This is a genomic window from Sorangium sp. So ce281, from assembly GCF_051527395.1.
GTDB lineage: Bacteria > Myxococcota_A > Polyangia > Polyangiales > Polyangiaceae > Sorangium > Sorangium cellulosum_B.
The window spans coordinates 4,398,460-4,413,984 of record NZ_CP150322.1; the positions used below are offsets into that span (position 1 = coordinate 4,398,460).

Annotated in this window: 11 protein-coding genes; 3 read left to right on the forward strand and 8 right to left on the reverse strand. The window is 72.9% G+C overall.

Annotated elements, in window-relative coordinates; translation table 11 throughout:
* Window positions 1–2: 2 nt before the first annotated feature.
* The 7 genes from WMF27_RS16575 to WMF27_RS16605 all read right to left on the reverse strand — a co-directional run bounded on the left by WMF27_RS16575 (window position 3) and on the right by WMF27_RS16605 (window position 9,039).
* Window positions 3–1,370, reverse strand: a complete 1,368-nt coding sequence (locus tag WMF27_RS16575; protein ID WP_437767910.1) for a sensor histidine kinase — start codon at window positions 1,368–1,370, stop codon at window positions 3–5.
* The gene (locus tag WMF27_RS16580; RefSeq protein WP_044965090.1) at window positions 1,367–2,038 is read right to left on the reverse strand and encodes a winged helix-turn-helix domain-containing protein; all 672 of its coding nucleotides are present in this window, start codon (window positions 2,036–2,038) and stop codon (window positions 1,367–1,369) included. The genes WMF27_RS16575 and WMF27_RS16580 overlap by 4 nt, the downstream gene beginning before the upstream one ends.
* Window positions 2,039–2,066: 28 nt before the next feature.
* Window positions 2,067–2,669 (reverse strand): hypothetical protein, encoded by a 603-nt coding sequence (locus tag WMF27_RS16585; RefSeq protein WP_437767909.1) that lies wholly within the window; start codon window positions 2,667–2,669, stop codon window positions 2,067–2,069.
* Window positions 2,670–2,776: 107 nt separating this feature from the next.
* Window positions 2,777–5,695: a biotin carboxylase N-terminal domain-containing protein gene (locus WMF27_RS16590; RefSeq protein ID WP_437767908.1), complete on the reverse strand. Its 2,919-nt coding sequence runs from the start codon at window positions 5,693–5,695 to the stop codon at window positions 2,777–2,779.
* Window positions 5,696–5,697: 2 nt separating this feature from the next.
* Window positions 5,698–7,431: an acyl-CoA carboxylase subunit beta gene (locus WMF27_RS16595; protein ID WP_437767907.1), complete on the reverse strand. Its 1,734-nt coding sequence runs from the start codon at window positions 7,429–7,431 to the stop codon at window positions 5,698–5,700.
* A gap of 214 nt (window positions 7,432–7,645) precedes the next feature.
* Window positions 7,646–8,056 (reverse strand): CBS domain-containing protein, encoded by a 411-nt coding sequence (locus WMF27_RS16600; protein WP_437767906.1) that lies wholly within the window; start codon window positions 8,054–8,056, stop codon window positions 7,646–7,648.
* A gap of 191 nt (window positions 8,057–8,247) precedes the next feature.
* Window positions 8,248–9,039, reverse strand: a complete 792-nt coding sequence (locus WMF27_RS16605; RefSeq protein WP_437767905.1) for a CBS domain-containing protein — start codon at window positions 9,037–9,039, stop codon at window positions 8,248–8,250.
* A 415-nt stretch (window positions 9,040–9,454) separates the two neighbouring features.
* Between WMF27_RS16605 and WMF27_RS16610 the strand changes: the two genes are divergently transcribed.
* Both WMF27_RS16610 and WMF27_RS16615 read left to right on the forward strand, forming a co-directional pair.
* Entirely contained in the window at window positions 9,455–10,129 is a 675-nt protein-coding gene (locus WMF27_RS16610; RefSeq protein WP_437767904.1) for a universal stress protein, read from the forward strand.
* A gap of 231 nt (window positions 10,130–10,360) precedes the next feature.
* Window positions 10,361–11,656 carry a sialate O-acetylesterase gene (locus WMF27_RS16615; protein ID WP_437767903.1) on the forward strand — a complete coding sequence of 432 codons (1,296 nt, stop codon included), beginning with the start codon at window positions 10,361–10,363 and terminating at the stop codon, window positions 11,654–11,656.
* A gap of 212 nt (window positions 11,657–11,868) precedes the next feature.
* Here the strand turns inward: WMF27_RS16615 and WMF27_RS16620 are convergent, their stop codons facing one another.
* A complete protein-coding gene (locus WMF27_RS16620; protein ID WP_437767902.1) occupies window positions 11,869–13,722 on the reverse strand; it encodes a hypothetical protein in 1,854 nt (617 codons plus the stop codon).
* Window positions 13,723–14,516: 794 nt separating this feature from the next.
* On the opposite strand from WMF27_RS16620, the gene WMF27_RS16625 reads away from it, so the two are divergent.
* Window positions 14,517–15,509 carry a latent transforming growth factor beta-binding protein gene (locus WMF27_RS16625; RefSeq protein WP_437767901.1) on the forward strand — a complete coding sequence of 331 codons (993 nt, stop codon included), beginning with the start codon at window positions 14,517–14,519 and terminating at the stop codon, window positions 15,507–15,509.
* Window positions 15,510–15,525: the final 16 nt, after the last annotated feature.

Here is a 15,525-nt window from a genome sequence, read left to right on the forward strand (position 1 = left end):
AGCTAAGGCACACGCGCGGTCTCCGGCGGCGCGGGCGCCCCGAGGCCTGCCGCGGGGCGGCGCAGCGTGAGCACCGCGCGGCAGCCGCCGCTGGGCGCGGCCTCGAGCCAGCACTCGCCGCCGTGGCGGCGCGCCACCTCGCGCGCGAGCGGCAGGCCGAGGCCGAGGCCGGCGCGGTTGCGGCGCCGCCCCTCGCCGGTGCGCGTGAACCGGTCGAACACCGCGTCGCGCTCGCCGGGCGGCACGCCGGGGCCTCGATCGTCGACCTGGAAGACCACCCGGTCGGGCTCCGGCACGACCCTCAGGACCACTGGCGCGCCCGCGGCGTAGGCGGCCGCGTTGCGGAGGAGATTCGAGAGTGCCGCCTCCACGAGCGCCGGGTGCACGCGCAGATCGGCGTCACCCTGCGCATTGAGCTCGAAGGCGCAGCCCGCGCGGACCAGCCCCGGCCGCTCGCGGGCCGCGGCCTCTTCCGCCAGCGCGACGGCGCCGGCCGGCTCGAGGCCCTGCTCGACCTGGCCCGCGTCGACCCGGGCCAGCGCGAGCAGGCCCTCCACGAGGCCCCGCAGGCGCTCCACCTCCTCGCGCACGGAGTCGAGCACCTCGCGGTACTCCTCGGCCCCGCGGGACCGGCGCAGCGCCACCTCGATCTCGCCGAGCATCGCCGTCACCGGGGTGCGCAGCTCGTGGGCCGCGTCGGCGGTGAAGCGGACCTGGGCGCGGTGCGCTGCGCCCAGGCGGTCGAGCAGCGCGTTCACGGCGGCGAGCAGGGCGCGGAGCTCCGCCGGGCCCGCCTCGGTGAGGCGGTCGCCGCCCGCGAGCGCGGTCACGCGCGCGGCCTCGGCGCACGCGCGATCGAGCGGCGCGAGCGCGCGGCGCACCGTGCGCCGGAGCAGCAGCGCCGCGGTCAGCGCGGCGGCGGCGGCGAGCGCGCCGTAGATGGCGGCGAAGGGGCCGACGCTGCGCGCGAGGGTGACGCGCGGGGCAGCGGCGGCGATGAGCACGTGCTCGCCATGTCCGTCGCGCTCGGCCTCGACCTCGGCCGGCAGGACCAGGAGGCGGAGATCGCCGACGTCGCCCGCGGTCGGGCGCTCCGCGGCGAGCGCTTCCCGCGCCAGATCCGCCGGGACGCGCGGGTCGCTCTGGCTCGAGACCCACACCGACGCCGGCGAGCGGCTGTGCTCCACCTCCCACGCGCCGGGGGCCTCCGGGTGGGCGTGCTCGTGGGCCGCGGCGAGCAGCGCCCGGTCGAGCGCGCGCACCTCGGCCTCGTGCAGCAGCGCGGCGGTGCCGACGCCGACGCCCGCGAGCGCGCCGAGCACCACGGTGACCGCGCCCGCGACGAGCGCATCGGCCAGCGAGCGGCTCACCGCGGCCGCTCCTCGAGGACATAACCGACGCCCCGCACCGTGTGGATCAGCGGGCGCGCGAAGCCGCGATCCACCTTGGCCCGCAGCGCGCTGATGGCCACGTCGACGACGTTGGTGCCAGGGTCGTGGCCCACGTCCCAGACGCGCTCCAGCAGGCGGGTGCGGCTGAGCACCCGGCCGGCGCTCTCCGCGAGCGCGCGCAGCAGCGCGAACTCCTTCGCCGTGAGGTGGATCTCCCGCCCGGCGCGCTCGACCCGGTGGGCCGCGAGATCGATCAGCAGGTCGGCCACCTCGACGCGCTCGCTGCGCCCGGCGCGGCGCGATACGGCGGCGATGCGCGCAAGCAGCTCCTCGAACGAGAACGGCTTGGGGAGGTAGTCGTCCGCGCCGCCGTGGAGGCCCTCCACGCGCTCGCCGACCCGGTCGCGCGCGGTGAGGCAGATCGCCGGGGTGGCGGCGCCGCCGCGGCGGAGCTCGCGGATGAGGTCCAGGCCGTCACCGTCGGGCAAGGCGCGGTCGACGAGGAGGAGGTCATAGTCGCCCTGGGCGAGCGCGCGCCGGGCGCCTGCGAGGTCCTCCTCCACGTGCACCTGGTGCCCTTCCTCGGCGAGGCCGCGGCGCAGGAAGCCCGCGATCTTGCGCTCGTCTTCGATGACCAGGATGCGCATGGGTCTCCGCCGTACTCGAGCCGGGGGCTCAGTCGTCGTCCTCTTCCCGTTCGCGTCGATCCGCGCCGGCGGCAGGCGTCGCCTCGCTGGCCGGTGCACTCTGGCCTCGGGCAGGCTCGGCGGCCAGGGCGCCGCCGCGCGTCTCTGGGTGCCGGATCTCGCCGCCCGCGGCGCCGGTCCAGGCCATGGCGCCGCTGGTCAGGATCGCGGCTCCGAGGGTGATCACCACCGGCGCGCTGGACACCGTCGGCCGGCGCTCGGGCGCATCGGCGAGCGTGATCGCCGCCGGCGCGCCGGGCGCCGTCCGGCGGCGCTCGGCGAGCAGCAGCGCCGCCATCCCCGCGAGCGCGGTCAGGCCCGCGAGCGCGGTCGCCACGCCGGCCCGCTCCTCGTGGACCTCCATGGCCTGCTCGGAGGTGCCCGGCAGGCGCTCGATGACCTCCTCGGCCGGCTCGCCGCTCAGGTAAGCGGCGGCGGCGCCGGCGGCCGAGAGCACCAGCACGAGCACCGCGGACCGCAAGGCGCCGCGCTCGGCGGGATGGAAGAACGCCAGGATCAGGAGCACCGCCGCGATGGCGAAGCCGACGATGGGGAGGTGGTTGATGATGAGATGAAAATGCGCTGCGTTCATGAGGACCTCGCTCGGTTCAGCCCTCAACGTCTTCCCGGAACCTGGACCGGACCTCTGGCGATCATGAGAATTTCATGAGAACGCCGCGCCTCGGCCCACGCGCGGCCTCACGGGCCCTCGGCGTCGAAGATCGCGTCGACGTACCGCAGCGTCGCCTCGCGCCGGCGGCGCGCGCGCTCGGCCGAGTCCTCCTCCACGAGCACCTCGTCGGGCTTCACGCGGAAGAGCGGCTGGCCCTTCTGCACGATCGTCCCCTCGCCGCCGTCGATGAGCACCTCCTCGATGGTGCCGGAGCAGGGCGCGAGCACCTTGTTGAACATCTTCATGACCTCGATCACGTAGAGCGGATCACCGGCGGCGAAATGGCTGCCCTTCGTCACGAGCGGAGGCCGGTCCGGCGCCTCCTGCGCGTAGAACATGCCGCCGGTGACCGCGACGATCTCGTTGGCCCGCATGGCGGGCGGCGGCGCGAGCACCTTGCGCATGCGGGCCGAGAGCTCGCGATCGAGCAGGCGCTCCGGGATGGCGACCGTGCCGTCCTCCCGCGCGCGGAGCTCGAAGAAGCGCGCGGCGTCGCCCGCGAGGACCAGCGCGTCGAGGAGCTCCAGGCCCGCCTGGAAGCCGAGGTGCGAGCCGCGAACCCGCCGCCAGAGCTCGGCGTCGTAGCCGTGAGGCGCTGTATCGCCGGACAGGTGCGCTCGCAGCTCGGGCCACGGAGGCGCGCCGCCCGCCTGGCCCATCCGCTCGCCGACGCGCCGGTAGAAGCCGAGCGCCCGCGAGAGCACCTCCTGGTCGTGATCCCAGATCACATGGGCCGCGGGCGCCTGCGGCTGCGGCGTCATGTTGAGCAGCCAGTACGTGTCCGCGAGCACCTCGATCGGGTTCTTGAGCCAGCGCACCCGCCCCGACCGGATCTCGAACGACCCCATGTTCCGGCTGAGCCACGCCGACAGGAGGTGCGGCTCCGCGCAGATCTTCTCCACGGGACGGCGCACCAGCGTGTCCTTCAGCGTGAAGACCTTCTTCAACGCCCCTCCGCCCGCCGCCTCCGCCGCCCCGGCCCGCGCCGCGAGGCGGCGCTCGTGACGGGCGCCGAGCTCGGCCCACATCGCGTCGAAATCGAGCTCCCCGAGCTCCACCGCGAGCAGGCCGACCTGCGTGAGGTAGGGGACCACGAAGCGCGTCGTCGGCTTCGTCCACACGCTCCGCGCGAGGAACCAGTGCACGAGCCCGTAATGGAACAGGAGGTTCGTGTGAAGATCGCTGCCGCGCAGCGTGGTCGTGCGCAGGATCTCGCAGATCCGCTGGTAGGCCTCCTCGCGCGAGGCGCCGTAGGTCACGAGGAGCGCGATGTTGCTGTCGTAGGCGCCGGCGACCCGGTAATGCATGAACACCCCCGTGTCGGGGTTCTTCACGCAGATGCCCTGATCGTCGCGGATCTCGTGCGGGTGCGGATCGCTCCAGGACACGATGATGCCGGCCGCGTGGGGCTCCAGCGCGCCGTTCGTCGCGTTGAGGCGCGCCTCCACCGCGGACCCTTCCCGCCGGACGCGGATGGGCCGGGGCAGCCGCTCCCCGTGGCGCGCGAGCAGGACCATGCACTCGACGAGCGAGGTCACCTCGAACGCGTCGGCCGGATCGGCCGGGTTCTCGAAGCGGAGGGCATAACAGAGCTCCGACACCCGGTGCTCGACCTGGATCCGGGTGTTGACCTCCATGAAGTAGTGGTGATCCCCCTCGACGATGCACTCGAACGTCGAGGCCGAGTTCAGCCCGACCGCCTGCCCGAACCGCTCCGCCTCGGCCTCCATCCGGGCGAGCGACGCGCGCTCGCGCTCGAGCGACGCCGCGCGCGGCGCCTCGCCGGCCGCGCGCGCCCGCTCGATCGCCTCGCGCAGCCCCTCCTGCGTCATCGCCACCTCGAGCAGCTTCTGCTCGTGCATCTGCAGCGAGCAGTCGCGCCCGCCCAGCGCGACGCACCACGCGCCGTTGCCGATCAGCTGGATCTCGTTGTGCCGCGTCTCCTCGATGTTGAGCTCGAGCAGGACGTTCTTGTTGTCGCCGACGCCCGCGGCCTTCACCTCCGCGAGGATCTCCCGCGCCAGCGCGGGGACCTCGGCCGCCCGCGCCTGCGCCGCGGCCTCGAGGGGCGCCGCGTCGGGCGCGACGCCGGCGAGGAGCCGCTGCCCCTTGCCGCCGCCGCCGCCGATGGCCTTGAGCCGGATCCGCCGCCCCGGGTGGCGAGCGAGCAGCTCGGCCGCGCCCCGCTCGAGCTCCGCGCAGAGCTCGTCCGTCGTGTAGAGATCCACGCGCTGCGCGTACGCCGCCGCGAGCAGCGCGTCCGCCGCCTCGGCGAGCGGGACCTCGTCGGAGAGCCGCGCGCCTGCGCCCTTCGGGCCGCACAGCCCGCGCTCGGCCGCGGCCGCGCGCAGCGCCGCGTGATCGGGCCACTTGCGGAGCACGATCCGCCGGGTCGCGTCGTCGATGCCGGGCGTCACGCTGACCGCGGTCGCGAGCGCCGTCCGCTTCGCCTCGTCCTTGAGCCCGGCGGCGCGCTGCACCGACGAGCGCGGGCCGATGAAGACGAGCCCCGCCTCCTCGATCGTGCGCACGAACTCCTCGTCTTCGGCCATGAAGCCGTAGCCCGCGAACACGTGCGTGTAGCCGCCGGCGCGGGCGATCGCGACGATCTCCTGCATCAGCTTGACGCGCTCGTCCTTGGTGGCACCCGTATAGTCCTTCACGCGGTGCACGTGCGCCGGGTGGATGCAGCGAAGCTCCGGCGCCAGGGCGTGCGTGTAGACGATCGAGTCCTTCTCCGACAGGAGGATGCCGTAGCGCTCGATCCCCATCTGGGCGAAGACATCCATCGCCTCTTTCCGGATCGGGCCCCGGCAGACGATCAGCGGCCGCACGTCGTCGGCGGCGAAGGAGCGCGCCCACGCCGAGCCCGAACGGCCGAGCCTGCGGTCGCGCGCCACCCTCGGGTTGCGGTCGTAACCTCGCTTCGCCTCGAATCCATCCATGATCAATGGAACTCCCGCTGAACACCGGTGAACGGCCCTGGCTGGTAGTGCCGCAGCAGGAACTCGAGGTTCTCTGCGATCACCGAGCGGAGCTCGCGCGGCATCACGAGCCGCGAGATGGAGCCCAGGCTGAGCCCCTCGCGCGGGTTCATGAGCTCTCGCTCGTACCGCGCGCCGAACTCGGCCTCTCTCGCCTTCAGCCACGCCGCGGCCTCGTCGCGGGCCTCCGCCTTCGCCCTCGCCTCGTCGAGGCCGCGGGCGAGCCGCTCCTTGACGCCGGCCTTCTCCCTGGCGCTCGCCTGCGCGCGCACCTTGCGGAGCTCGTCCTTGTAGACGAACTCCTTGCCGGCGGGGCCCATCACCGCGACGCGGGTCGTGGGGAGCGCGAGCACGACGTCCGCGCCGGTCGCGTAGTTGTTGAACGAGGCATAGGCGCCGCCGAACGCGTTGCGCACGAGCAGCAGGATGCGCGGGGTGCGCACGTCGATGATCGCGTCGAGCATGGCCCGGCCGGCCTGCACGATGCCCATCGCCTCTTGCTCCCTGCCCGGGAGGAATCCGGTGGTGTCCTCCATGAAGAGGAGCGGGATGTTGTAGAGGTTGCAGAAGCGGATGAAGCGCGCGTTCTTGTAAGCGGCCGCCACGTCGATCTGCCCCGACGCGACCGCGCTGTTGTTCGCCACGAAGCCGACGACGCGCCCGCCGACCCGCCCGAACGCGGTGATCGTGTTGCGCGCGCGCTGCGGCTGCACCTCGAAGTAGTCGCCGTGATCGCAGATGCGCTGGATGATGATGTTGATATCGAGCGGCGTGTTATAGCCCGTCGGGGACGAGAGCGTCCTGCGGAGGAGCGTGTCGATCTCGGTCGTCTCCCGGCCCACCGGATCGCTCGTCCGCTGGAAAGGCGCGCTCTCGCGGTTGTTGCTCGGCAGGTAACCGAGCAGCCGGACGGTGGTGCGCAGCGCGCCCACCTCGTCTGGCACCGTGAGATCGGCCACCCCCGAGGCGCCGTGGACGCGCGGGCCGCCGAGGTCGTCGGGCGAGACCACCTCGCCGAGGACCGATTTGACGACCGCCGCCCCGGTCAGGCCGAAGAACGTGCCGCCCGGCTGGATGACGAAGCTGCCCTGCCGCGGCAGGTAGGAGCCGCCGCCCGCGTTGAACCCGAACATGCACATGATGCTCGGGACCACGCCGCTGATCTTGCGCAGCGCCGCGAACGCCTCGGCGTAGCCGTCGAGCCCGCCGACGCCCGCGGGGACGTAGGCGCCGGCGCTGTCGTTGAGGCCGACGAGCGGGATGCCCCGCTCTCCCGCGAGCTGGAACAGCCGCGCGAGCTTGCGGCCGTTCGTCGCGTCCATCGACCCGGCGCGGACCGTGAAGTCGTGGCCGTACAGCGCCACGTCGCGGCTGCCGATGCGCAGGATCGCGGTGACCAGCGAGGCGCCGTCCAGGTTGGGCCCCCAGTTCTCGAAGACGACCCGCGGCGGCTCGGGCGTGAGCACCCGGATGCGCTCCCAGATCGTCATCCGGCCTTTGCTGTGCTGCCGGATGATGTTCTCCGGGCCCGCGGCGACATAGGGGCGCCTGCGCAGCTCCTCGGCCTCCCGGAGCGCCGCGTCGTACGCCGAGGCGGGCGCGGCCGGCGCCCCGGATCCCTCGTCGAGCGGATCGTCGAGCGAGGGCACGGGGGCGGAGGGCTTCACGGCGACATCGTTGTGATCAAGAGGGCTCATGGACGGGCGGGCCGCTCTATATCATGGCAGGATCCTGGGGCGCACCTCGCGCGCCCGGCGAGGCGCGCGCCGGCGTGTGGGGCGCGCCGGCGTGTGGGGCGCGGCACGAGGCTCGTGCCCGCGGCGCTCCGCGATCCGGGTCTGCGGCTCCACGCCGCGATGGGGGGCACCGCGCGCTGGCAGGCAGCGCGCGCCCAGCTCGACCGGTTCGCCGTCAGGACATCTCTTTCTCGGTGAGCACGGCGGCCAGCACGGCGAGCGCGTCGGTCGTCGTGAAGACGCCGACGACCTGTGCGCCGTTCAGCACCACCGCCGATCCGTACTTGTGCTCGGCCATCTCGCGGACCACCTCGGAGAGCGGCGCGCTCGGCGCGACGGCGTAGGGGCACGGCGACATGGCCTCGCTGACGACGAGCTCATCCCCCTCTTGCTCCTTGAGCGTCTCTATCCAGTAGATGTCCCGCTCGGAGAGGATGCCGACCAGCCGGCCGCCGCTCAGCACCGGCAGGTGCCGGATGCGATGTCCGCGCATGAGCGCGCGGGCGAGGCCGACCTTCTGATCGGCGCCGATGGAGTGAGGGCTCCGGGTCATGCAGTCCTGGATGCGAATGGTCGAAGAGCTCATGGGGCCTCCCCTGGCGCTGGGCGTCCGCGATGATCCATTCGAGCTGATCGAACCGGCGCCCTTCGATCGAGCTCGGTTTGCCACGATGGGCCACGAGGCGGGTTTGCAAGATGCGGACCGCCGGGATCGGCGTTCGCGCTACGACACGCAGCGGGCGTGCGGCGCGTACGCTTCATCGGCGAGCCATCTCCTCAGGCCCGCTTGCGCGCCGGCGGGATCAGGTACCCGCAGCACCGCCCGAACCACCGCAGCACGTCGAGCGACGACACGATGCCGACGACCTTGCCGTCGTCCGAGATGACCGGCAGCCGGTGCACGCCCTCGTAGGCCATGAGCGACGCGGCCTGCCGGATGCTGGCGCTCTCGTGCAGCTGCACCACGACGGGCGTCATCACGTCGCGCGCGGTGACCCTGACGGGCTCGTAGACATGGAAGCCCTGGCTCATCTCGAGCGGCGCGACCTCGCCCGACCGCGAGGCCACCTGACGCGACTCCTCGGTGTCGCCGCGCTCCTCTGCTGCACGGAGCACGTCGGCCCGCGACACCATGCCGACCGGCTTGCCCGCCGCGTCCACGACCGGCATCCCGCTGATCTCGTGGCGGACGAGCAGGGCCGTGATGTCGTCGAGGGAGACCTCCGATCGGATGCAGATGACGTCCTTGGTCATGATGTCGGCGAGCGGCGCCTCCGGATTCACGGCCACGTCGACGCCCGCGCTGCGCAGCGGATCCGCTTCCTCCGTGCCCGGCGCCGCGTGGCTGGCACGGCAGACGACCGACGTCGTGCGCGAGCCCTTGTCGAAGTGCAGCGCATGGAAGCGACTGCACGACTCGCACTCTCGCGCCGCCATCGAACGCTCCCGCACCGGACAGTAGACGGTCGCCACGACCGATTCCTCGCCGTCGTCTCCAACGATGTGCGCGCTGCGGATCGTGTGGTGCCGGAGCTGGTGCTCTCCGCCGGTAGGTCCAAGGGTTGTCATCGTCGTCTCCCGTTCGCCTCTGCGTCCTTCGCTCGAGGTGCGCTGTGGGATGAGCACCGTTCGTGCCACGCCCGCGAGATCGCCGGCGTGCGGCGGCGGCCCTGGTACGCCGCGGTCACGTCTGCGCCTCCGCGCGCCGTTTGCGCCGCGGCGCAAACGGCTGCGGGCTGCCTCGCAAGGCGCCCGCCCACAGCGCTCGCGGCGAGAGGAGCTCGCTCTCGGCTCGCGCGAAGCGTCCAGCTCGCGGGAAGAGCCCCGCTCGCGCGAGGGAGCCAGCGCGCGCGAACCCCTCCTCTCCAGCCCCGGAACGCCTGGCATGCGGCGTGCAAAGTGTTCGACAGACGGGCAAATGGGTAGATGGGTAAAGCGAGGCGACCGCTGGTCGGGGCCTCGCATGGAGGGTGAGGAGGCTGTCATGTCGAGCGCAAACGCAACGAATCGGTTCATCGTCGTGGTCGGGATCGACTTCTCGGAGCCGAGCAACCGTGCGCTTGATCAGGCGCTCGAGTCCGCTTGCTGTCGCGAGAACGCCGAGGTGCACGGGGTCTACGTCGAGCCCGAGAGCTGGGTCGGCGTCGGGCTCTCGCGGGCGCCCATGGCGGCCACCAAGCCCGACGTGGCGCTCCAGCAGCTCCAGCAGCGCGCGAGCGAGCGCGTGAGCGCCATGGGCGACAAGCTCGACGGGGAGCGGCTGAAGCGCGTCGTCGTCCACTTCCGCCGCGGGGATGCGGCCGAGAACATCGCCCAGCTCGCCGCCGACCTGGACGCCGACCTCGTGGTCGTCGGCTCGCACGGCTACCGCGGGCTCGAGCGGCTGCTCCTCGGCTCGGTCGCCGAGCGCGTCTCCCGGCTCGCGCGCTGCCCGGTGTGGATCGTCCGGCCGAAGGATCACGCGACCGCCGGCCGGGTCCCCGAGATCGAGCCGCCCTGCCCGGAGTGCGTGAAGCACCGGCAAGAGACGGGCGGCGCAGCGCTCTGGTGCGCGCGCCACGCGGAGCACCACGTCCGGCCGCACCGCTACTCGTATGCGACCAACGGGGTCTACGCGGCGTCGAGCGCGGCCTACCAGTCGACGCCCGAAACGACGTGATCGCGAGGCGAGCTCGACGGGACCGCGCGCCTGTCAGGCGCACAAACGCCCCATACGTGCCCTGAGGACGCAAGGCGAGTGCCTGGCAAACGAGGCTCCCACCCTCGTGCGTCGTGGTCACTCCGCGCGCTCTCCTCGATCGGCGCGGCGTCGAGGCGCCGCGCGCTCCCTCCGGTCGACCGCGATCCCGCCGCGTTGACGTTCCACCGCGCGCGGGGGATACACAGCGCCATGAAGCGGTCTTGCATCGCGCTGGCGGCTTTCGTGCTGTCCCTCTCCGCTCCCGCGCTCGCGCAGCCGGTGAAGGTGTTCGTCCTCGCCGGCCAGTCGAACATGGTTGGCTACGGCGTGGGCCGCCAGCTCCCGGTCGAGCTCCAGAGCCAGCCGGACGTCTGGTACGACCACTACAACCCCGACGCGCGTGACGGAGGGCCGTACGCCGCGGCGACGAGCGCCGACTGGGGGCCGCTCGAGCCGAAGGGCGAAGCCCGCCGCTACGGGCCCGAGATCACGTTCGGCCGCGCGATCGCCGCGGCGTACCCGGAGCACCGGATCGCGATCGTGAAGATGGCGCAGGGGGGCACCAACCTCGTCGAACACTGGGGGCGCGGGCTCGCGCCGGATCCCGAGGTGCTCTACAAGTCGCAGCTCTACCACGCGCTCCTCGGCAATCTGGACTCCGCGACGTACGAGGGCGACCGCGCCCTCCGCTATCCCGAGGAGGCGACGCGGCTCGACGGCGCCCTGGCGCGGCTCGAGTCGGAGGGGTACGCGTACGAGATCGCCGCGCTCATCTGGATGCAGGGCGAGAACGAGGCGGGGTGGTCGGCCGCGTTCTCCTACGGCGACACGCTGCGCGGCTTCATCGCGACGATCCGCGCGGACCTCGGCGTCCCCGGGCTCCCGGTCGTGCTCGGCAGGGTCAGCGACAACCTCTACCCCGCGAACGGCGGGCCCATCGCCGCCGGAAAGGAGGCGAACATCGACGCCGTGCGCGCGGCGCAGGTGACCGTGGCCGAGGAGGACCCGCGGGTCGCGTGGGTCGACACGGACGACTTCACCGCGCGAGCGCCCGACGACGCGTATCACTTCGACTCCGCCGCGTACCAGCTCCTCGGCGAGCGCTTCGCCGAGGCGTACCTCGCGCTCGTCCGCGAGGAGGGCTCGTCGACCGCGTCGTCGGCGAGCAGCGCCGGGGGCGCGGCTGCAGAGGAAGGGAACGCCACCGGCGCCGGAGGCGGCGCCACCGGGGGTGGCGCCGCGGCCGGATCGAGCGGGAGCACGGCAGCGGCGGGCGACGGCGGGAGCGCAGGCGAGGGGGGAAGGGGCGCCACGGCCGGATCGAGCGGGAGCGCGGCGGCGACGGGCAGCGCCGAGGCCGCGGCCAGCTCGGGCGGGGTCGCGCCCGACAGCGCCGACGGCTGCGGCTGCCGGACCGCCGCCGGCCAGGGCCCCGGGGCAGCGGCAGCGCTCGCGCTGGTCGCGCTCGCGGGCCTGCGCCGCCGCCGCCCGCGCGGGCAGGGCTGAGCGCCGAGCGGCCCTCGTGGAGAGCTGGTGGAGCGGGGAGGGGGCGCGCGCGGCGGCCGCGCCGGGAGTGGTGGAGCAGCCGCGCCGCGCTTCGTGGAAGAGGCCTCGTCGTCGCCTCATGGCGACGCGGAGGTTCATCGCTTCAGGGGCGCCGCAGGGGTCCGTCGTCAGGTCGTACGGACCCGCCTGCGAGCCTGCCCGTCATCGGGTCATCATTCCGGGACGCAGCCCTCCTCCGCCGCGCACACATAGCCGTCGCGGCAGTCGCCATTCGTCGCGCACGCGTGGTTGCAGGTGCTGTCCGATGCGCAGACGCCGCCCTCGGCGCAGTCGCCGTCCGTATCGCAGAAGCCCGTGCAGGAGCCGCCGGGCCAGGGGGTGTAGCAGAGACCGCCGATGCACTGGCTGTCGGCGGTGCAAGGGTCGCCGTCGGCGCCCTCGGCCGGCGCCGGGACGCAGCCCTCCGGCGTGCACGTATAGCCGCTGCGGCAGTCGTCCGTCGTCGCGCACGCGCTGTTGCAGGTGTCGTCCGATGCGCAGACCCCGCCGCCGGCGCAGGGATTCGATGCGTCACAGTAGCCCGAGCAGTAGCCGCCGGGCCAGCCCCACTCCTCGGGGACGCAGAAGAGGCCGGCGCAGTCGCCGTCCGCCGTGCAAGAGACACCGTCGGCGCCTTCGCCGGGCGGCGGGACGCAGTGACCCAGGTCCACAAGGCAGGTTGCACCGTCGCCCGTGCACTGAGCGTCGCTGGTGCAGGCCGGAGCGCAGAGCCCCGCCGTGCACCCATAGCCGTCGCGGCAGTCCGCGGACGTGGCGCACTCGATGAGGCAGTAGCCTGAGGCGCTGCAGATGCCGCCATCGCAGTCGCTGTCATCCTCGCAGAGACCCGTGCAGAAGCCGCCCGGATAGCCGTCCACGGCCTCGGTGATGCAGAGGAAGCCACCGCACTCGGCGTCCGTCTCGCAAGGGCTGCCGTCCGGAAGGAAGCAGCCGCCGGACGCCTCGTGGCACGAGCCCACCTCCGTGCACTGATCGTCGCTGGTGCAGCCAAGCCAGCAGAAGCCGTCGTCGCACCTATAGCCGTCGCGGCAGTCGGCCGACGTCGCACACGCGGCCATGCAGATGGAGAGTGTGTCGTCCACCGGGATGCAGATGCCGTCGCCACAGTCGTCGTCCGACCCACAGCCGGCGGTACAGTAGCCGGAAGGCAAGCCAGACTCGCTCTCCACGAGGCAGAAGCCGCTCGCGCACATCGCATCGCTGGCGCAGGCAGCGCCTGGGCCACCGAGCTCGCCGCCGCCGGCGCTGGTGGTGGTGATCGACGTCGTGGAGGTGACGCTGCCGCCGCCGTCGCCGCCAGCGCCCGTGGTGGCCGCGGTCGTGGTGACCGAGGTCGTGGAGGTGACGCTGCCGCCGCCGTCGCCGCCGGCGCCCGTGGTGACCGAGGTCGTGGAGGTGACGCTGCCGCCGCCGTCGCCGCCGGCGCCCGTGGTGGCAACGGCCGAGGTCGAGGAGACGCTGCCGCCGCCGTCGCCGCCAGCGCCGGTGGTGGCAGCGGCCGAGGTCGAGGAGACGCTGCCGCCGCCGTCGCCGCCGGCGCCGGTGGTGGCAGCGGCCGAGGTCGAGGTGACGCTACCGCCGCCGTCGCCGCCAGCGCCGGTGGTGGCAGCGGCCGAGGTCGAGGACGCGCTGCTCGATGAGGCCGAGCTCGAGGTGGTGCCGCCGCCCGCGCCGCCGCCGCCCGTGTCGCCGCCGCCGGTGCCGCCGGTGCCGCCCGCGCCGCCGCCGCCCGCGTCGCCGCCGCCGGTGCCGCCGGTGCCGCCGGCGCCGCCGGCGCCGCCGCCGCCCGTGTCACCGCCGCCGGTGCCGCCGCCGGTGCCGCCGGTGCCGGCATCGCTGCCGCCGTTTCCTGTCGTGCTGCTGGCCGAGGTGGCGCCTTCACCGCCGGTGCCGCCGCCCGCACCCCCGCCGCCCCCAGTCCCGATGATCGTCGAGTCGTCGTCGCCGCACGCCGTCGTCGTCATCAGTCCAAGAACGAAGAGACACACCAAAGATCGCATCTTCATCCGCTGCTCTCCAGCCGGTAGGGGTCCAGTGACGCGGCGCCGGCCGTCGGAGGCAAGGAGCCGCAGCGCGATACGCGCGCACGCATCTTCTGTCGAAACGGCGCGGATGCCAACGCCTCTTTACTCCTTCACGGCGCTTTCGGGCGGAGGGCGCCCGCGCAGTCCGCATCCTACCTCGTCCACGCTCATCCGCGCCCCGGGGCCAGCGACGAGCGAAGCAGCTTTTCGACGGCCGAGCGCGCGCGATTGTCGCGTCCGCTCAACGTTCGTGGAGCGCGTTTTGGAGGTCGCGACGCTCTCTTCTCCACTCGTTTTCACCCGTTCCACCCGTCCGGCGAGCCGTCCTTGCCGACCTGCGCGTCTCTCTTCTCCTCAGCACCTTCCCGAGCCGGAGCGCACCTCACGATGTCCGTGAGGTTTCGGGCGTCCGCTCCTCAGCTCGCTGGCAAGCCCGAGCGCATCGAGCGCACCTCCCGAGTTCCGTGAAGTTCTGGCCATTCCGCCCCTGTCGCCACGAGCGCAGCGGCGGCCGCTGCCCCCGCCCGCTGTCGACTCAAGCGCCGCCTCGCGACGATTGACCGGCAGCCGTCGGAGCTGGTATAGGTAGCCGTTTTCTTTGAGTTGAATTTTCCAGTCACAGACGAAACGAAAGGCGGTCGGGCGCCGTGTGCGCAGGTGAAGGGTGCCCTGGTGCTTCCAGCGCCAGCCATGTCGTCTTGCCCTTGCCGCGTCGCGTCGGGGCCCTGCGCGTCCGCGGACGACCTCTCATTTCAGCCAGAGGATGAGGAGACCCCATGCGTGTCCGACACGTGATGATCACAGCAGCGATCGCCGGTCTATTCGCGGCCTGCGCCAGCTCGGGGAGCGATGATGGCAAGACCGAGCAGCCGGTCTACGGGACGGTCTGCGAGGCCCGCTGCGCCTGCGAGGACTGCTCTGGCGACAAAGAGGGCCTGTGCGAGGCCGAGGAGGAGGCCAGCGCCAAGCGAGCCGAGGAGCGCTGCCAGGACGAGCACGCGGCGTACATCGACTGTGTCCGGCTGGAGGGCCGGTGCGTGGACGGTCATCACCTGGCGGAGGTCTGCGACGTCCTTGCGGCGGCCCTCCTGGGCTGTCTCGAACCCACGGGCCAATGTCCCAGCGCGGGTGATGGCATCTGCGACGAGCCCCAGGGCACCGGCAAATGCCCGGCCGGGACCGACGCCGCCGACTGCCTCTCTTCCTGTCCCTCGACCGGCGACGGCACCTGCGACGAGCCCGAGGGCACGGGCCGGTGTCCGGCGGGCACGGACGTCGACGATTGCAAGCTCGCGCCGTGCGACCGCGTGCGGGACGGCGTCTGCGACGAGCCCGAGGGCACCGGCCTCTGCGACGAGGGCACGGACGTCGCGGACTGCGCGGCAGGCGCGCCGTGCGCTTCCAAGAACAACGGCGTCTGCGACGAGCCCGAAGGCACCGGCCTCTGCGAGGAGGGCACGGACCTCGCCGATTGCAACGCCACCCTGACCTGCGACGACCTCGACGAGTGCGGCAGCGACACGAGCGGGTGCGTCGGATGCGCGGCCCAGGGGAGCTGCGCCGATGAGCTCGATGCGTGCATCCTCGACGACGACTGCATCCTGTTCGCTCGATGCGCCGTGACCTGCAAGGACGGGGACGACGCCTGCTTCACCGCGTGCATGGACAGACATCCGGACGGAGCGCGGCTCTATCTCAACTACGACACATGCGTGAACTGCGACGAGTGTTTTTACTCGTGCGGCAACGCCAGCATCCTCGGGTGCTGATCCGCAGCCCGCCCCC